The organism is Brevundimonas sp. (assembly GCF_031082345.1).
In the GTDB taxonomy this organism is placed as follows: domain Bacteria; phylum Pseudomonadota; class Alphaproteobacteria; order Caulobacterales; family Caulobacteraceae; genus Brevundimonas.
The window spans coordinates 1-4,771 of record NZ_JAVHLH010000213.1; the positions used below are offsets into that span (position 1 = coordinate 1).

The 4,771-nt window shown below is 68.8% G+C and carries 4 protein-coding genes; all 4 read right to left on the reverse strand.

Annotated elements, in window-relative coordinates; genetic code table 11:
- Nucleotides 1-57: 57 nt before the first annotated feature.
- The 4 genes from RDU12_RS12360 to RDU12_RS12375 are packed head-to-tail and all read right to left on the reverse strand — an operon-like array spanning nucleotide 58 to nucleotide 4,662.
- Nucleotides 58-1,593: an NADH-quinone oxidoreductase subunit C gene (locus tag RDU12_RS12360; RefSeq protein ID WP_308684867.1), complete on the reverse strand. Its 1,536-nt coding sequence runs from the start codon at nucleotides 1,591-1,593 to the stop codon at nucleotides 58-60.
- Between the two features lie 5 nt (nucleotides 1,594-1,598).
- Nucleotides 1,599-3,047, reverse strand: a complete 1,449-nt coding sequence (locus tag RDU12_RS12365) for a hydrogenase 4 subunit F (protein ID WP_300290483.1) — start codon at nucleotides 3,045-3,047, stop codon at nucleotides 1,599-1,601.
- Complete coding sequence (locus RDU12_RS12370) at nucleotides 3,044-3,706, reverse strand: hypothetical protein (RefSeq protein ID WP_300290485.1); 663 nt, start codon at nucleotides 3,704-3,706, stop codon at nucleotides 3,044-3,046. The genes RDU12_RS12365 and RDU12_RS12370 overlap by 4 nt, the downstream gene beginning before the upstream one ends.
- Entirely contained in the window at nucleotides 3,703-4,662 is a 960-nt protein-coding gene (locus RDU12_RS12375) for a respiratory chain complex I subunit 1 family protein (protein ID WP_300290487.1), read from the reverse strand. The genes RDU12_RS12370 and RDU12_RS12375 overlap by 4 nt, the downstream gene beginning before the upstream one ends.
- Nucleotides 4,663-4,771: the final 109 nt, after the last annotated feature.

Consider the following 4,771-nt stretch of genomic DNA (forward strand, 5'->3'; position numbering starts at 1 on the left):
GGCGCCGGCTCGGTCAGGGGGGAGAGAAGGCCCTGGATCAGGAGATTGGCCATGGGTCTATCCGTCGTGCCCGGAGTAGGCGCAGTTGAACGACTTGTTGCAGAGGGGGAAGTCGGCGACGATGTTGGCTTCGATGGCCGCCTCCAGGAGGGGCCACTGGAACCAGGACGGGTCGCGGAAATGGCAGGCGGCCACCCGGCCCCCGGCCGTCACCCGCACCCAGAAAAACACATCGCCGCGGAAGCTCTCGACCAGCGCGGCGCCCTCCATCTCCGGCACAGGTTCCGACTGAGGCTGCGGCCCTGATGTCAGGGGGGCCAGGATCGGCCCGGAAGGCAGGGTCTCGAGCAGGCGGTCGATGAGCGCCAGGCTCTGCTCGACCTCGCGGATGCGCACCCACACCCGCGCGTTGACGTCGCCCTGGTCGAAAACGGGAGGATCGACGCGAAGCGACGGATAGGGCGCATAGGCCGCCCAGAGGCGCGCGTCGAACGCCCGGCCGGAGGCGCGCCCGACGAAGCCGCCCGCCGCGAACTGGTCGACCCACTCCGGCCGGACCACGCCCGCGCCCACCACCCGGTCCTGCAGCGAATTGGTCTCGTCATAGACCGTCACCAGGTTGGGAAATACGCGTCGGATGTGTCCCACGGCGGCGGTGATCGCCGCGTGGCCCTGCGCCGTGAGGTCCGGCCAGACGCCCCCCGGGACGATGCGGTCCATCATCAGACGGTGGCCGAAGGCCGTGTCGCTTGCGCGCAGCACCTGTTCGCGGAGCACGCCGGTGTGCGCGTGCAGGATGGCAAAGGCCGCGTCATTGGCGACGGCCCCGATGTCGCCAAGGTGATTGGCGAGGCGTTCGAGTTCGGCCATCAGGCCCCGCAGCCACCGGGCGCGCTCAGGAACCTCGCTGGCCGTCGCCGACTCCACGGCCAGGGCGAAGGCCAGGGCGTAGGCCGCGGTGCTGTCCCCGGAGATGCGGCCGGCCAGGCGGGCGGCGTGCGCCAGCGGCGCGTCGCTCATCAGGGCGACGGTTCCCTTGTGCGCATAGCCGAGGCGCTGCTCCAGACGCACCACGGTCTCGCCATTGACGGTGAAGCGGAAATGGCCCGGCTCGATGACGCCGGCGTGGACCGGCCCGACCGGGATCTGGTGCAGCCCCTCCCCTTCCACCGGCAGGAAGGCGTACGGCGCGCCGTCGGCCGGCACGGTCTCCGCCGACCATAGCGGATGCCGCACGCCCCACCGACCGTGGTCGAGCCAGGGTCTCGCGTCCGGCAGTCCCTCCGCCGCCAGCCCCGTGAGGTCCTGCAAGGCGCGCTCAAGCCGCACCGCGGGCGGGTGCCGCCGCCCGACGGACGGGTAGCGCCCGGTCGGACAGGAGAGCGTCACGATCGCCGCGTCGTCGCCTTCGCGAACCGCCATATGCACCGCGCCCGGCTCGCCCCACAGGCTCACCAGGTCCAGACCCGCGCCCAGGTCCGCGCACAGCGCCTCCCAGGCCGCGGCGTCGACGCGCTGACGGCGCCACCGCTGCTTGGCGTCTGGTCCGGCGTCGCCGGTCAGGGTCGCAAGGCGCGAGACAGTTTGGGTCATGGCGGTCACCCGAGCGCCCTGGCCACGTTCTGGAACCAGGTGACGAGGGCCGGCGGAAGGTACAGGCCGGCGGCCAGGACGAGCGCCAGATGAACGATCATCGGCACATAGGAGGCCTGGACCGGATGGCTGACCCCCTTCGGTTCGCCGAACACCACCTGTTGCATGCGCAGGATCAGCGCGCCGAAGGCGATCAGCAGGCCGAGGACCAGCGGAATCGCCAGCAGCGGCTGGCGGGCGAAGGTCGAACTGACCACCAGGAATTCGCTCATGAACACGCCCATGGGCGGCACGCCCAGGATGGCGACCACGCCGAGAACCAGGCCCCAGCCCAGCGCCGGATGGGTGACGGTCAGGCCGCCCATTTCCGACAGCTTCTGCGTGCCCTTGGCCTGGGCGACATGGCCGACGGCGAAGAAGATCGCCGACTTGGTCAGGCTGTGCATGGTCATGTGCAGCAGGCCGGCGAAATTGGCCAGCGGCCCGCCCATGCCGAAGGCGAAGGCGATGATGCCCATGTGCTCGATCGACGAATAGGCGAACAGCCGTTTGATGTCGCGGCGGCGGTAGAGCATCAAGGCCGCGAACAGCACCGAGACCAGGCCCATGGTGACCAGCAGGGGCCCGGGCGCCAGGGCGCGGTCGTTGGCCGCCATCACCACCTTGAACCGCAGGATGGCGTAGAGCGCCACGTTCAGCAGCAGGCCCGACAGTACGGCCGAGATCGGGGTCGGGCCCTCCGCGTGGGCGTCCGGCAGCCAGGCGTGCAGCGGCGCCAGGCCCACCTTGGTGCCGTAGCCGAGCAGCAGGAAGACGAAGGCGAGGTTGAGCAGGGCCGGATCGAAGCGGTTGGCGTTGGCCACGAGGTGCAGCCAGGACATGGCGTCGAGCCCCTCCCCGATCACCGGCTGGGCGGCCAGATAGACCAGGATCGTGCCGAACAGGGCCAGGGCGATGCCGACGCTGCCGAGGATGAAGTATTTCCAGGCCGCCTCGATCGCCTCATGGGTGCGGTAGATGCCCACCATGACGACCGTGGTCAGGGTGGCCAGTTCGACGGCCACCCACATCAGGCCCACATTCTGCGCCGACAGCGCCAGGCTCATGCCGAACAGCATGAGCTGGTACATGGCGTGGTAGAACCGCAGATAGACCGGCGTGAGCCGGCCGGTCTCCAGCTCGTGGCGGATGTAGCTGGCGCTGAAGATGCTGGTGGTGAAGCCGATGAAGGTGTTGAGCACCAGGAAGACCACGTTCAGGTCGTCGACGAACAGATAGTCGTTCGGGGCCGGCCGCTGCTGGATCAGGACCAGGGCGCACAGAAAGGCGCCGGCCGAGGCCAGAACATTGAGCCGCGCGCTCAGGCGGTAGCCGGGCGTCAGGGCCAGCAGTCCCGCGAACACCAGCGGAATCAGCAGCATCCCCGCGAGGGCGAAACCTCCAGGTCCGGTCATCGGCGATCTCCCCGGAAGGTGTCGAGGGCGGAGACATCGACGGTGTCGAACCGTTCCCGGATGCGGAACAGGAAGATGCCGATGACGATGAAGGCGATCAGGATCGAGAAGGCGACGCTGATCTCCACCACCAGCGGCATGCCCTTGGCCCCGGTGGCGGCGAGCACCAGGCCGTTCTCCAGCGTCATGAACCCGACCACCTGGCTGACGGCGTTGCGGCGGGTGATCATCATCAGCAGGCCGAGCAGCACCACGGACAGGGCGAAGGCGAGATCCTCCCGGGCCAGGGTTCCGGCCGCCGAGGCGACCGGCAGCATGACGGAGATCGAGAGCGCCACGAGCGCCAGGCCGAACAGCATGGTGAGGCCGACGCCGCCGACCGTCTCCACCTCGCGGTGAATCTCCATGCGGCGGATCAACCGGTGCAGGGCGACGGGAATCAGGACGCCCTTGAACAGCAGGGCGATCGCGGCGGTGACGTAAAGATGAGGCGCGGCCTGGATCCACGCCTGCCAGGCGACGGCGAGCGCCAGGACGACGGCGTGGAGGGCGAAGGTGTTGAGCAGGCTGTAGAGCCGGTCCTGATAGAGCATCAGGAAACAGACCAGCACCATGAGGCCGGACAGCAGATGGGCGACGTCGAAGTCGAGCGTGGTCACAGTTGCCCCCGCGAAACGAACAGCAGCAGGATCGCCAGGAAGCCGAGCATCAGCGCGGCGCCCAGGAAGTCGGGCACCCGGAACACCCGCATCTTGGCGACGGCCGTCTCGAACACGGCGAGCACGACGGCGCCGGCGCCGAGCTTGGCGACATAGGCCCCCATCCCCACCAGATAGGCCGGCCAGGGATCGCCGCCGCGGGCCATGCCGACCGGCAGGAAAACGCCTCCGATCAGGGACATGTAGAGCAGCAGCTTCAGGGCGGCGCCGAACTCGATCATCGCCAGATGGCGGCCGGAGTATTCCAGAACCATGGCCTCGTGAACCATGGTCAGCTCCAGATGGGTGGCGGGATTGTCGACCGGAATGCGCGCGTTCTCCGCCAGCGCCACCAGCACGAGCGACACCAGCACCATGGCCAGCGAGATCCGCAGACCGACCTCCGGGGACCGGGTCATCTCGATGATGGTCGCCAGCTGGGTGGAATGGGCGAGCAGGGAGAGCGTGAAGGCGACCATCAGCATGGCCGGCTCGGCGAACGCGGCGATCATTACCTCCCGGCTGGAGCCGATCCCGCCAAAGCTGGTGCCGACGTCCAGCCCGGCCAGCGTCTGAAAGAAGCGGGCGCTGCCCAGCAGGGCCACGATGGCGATCAGGTCGGCCGCCCAGCTGAACATCAGCCCGGAGGCGAAGGTCGGCGCGAGGCTCGCCGCCACCCAGGTGGCCGCGAAGATTAGATAGGGCGCGGACCGGAACAGCCAGGAGGCGTTCTCCGCGATCACGGCCTCCTTGCGGACCAGGCGCGCGAGATCGCGATAGGGCTGAAGCACGGAGGCGCCGCGGCGGCGCAACAGCCGCGCCTTGATCTTGCGCACGACGCCCGTGAGCAGCGGGGCCAGCGCGAGCACCAGCACCATCTGAACGCCCTGGACCAGATAGTCGGAGATCAGCGCCATACGGTCAGCACGAGCAGAAGCAGCACCAGGGCGCCGAACACGAGGGACAGATACTGGCGGATGGTCAGGAACTGCAGATGGTTGAGACGATCCGCCAGGAAGCCGATCG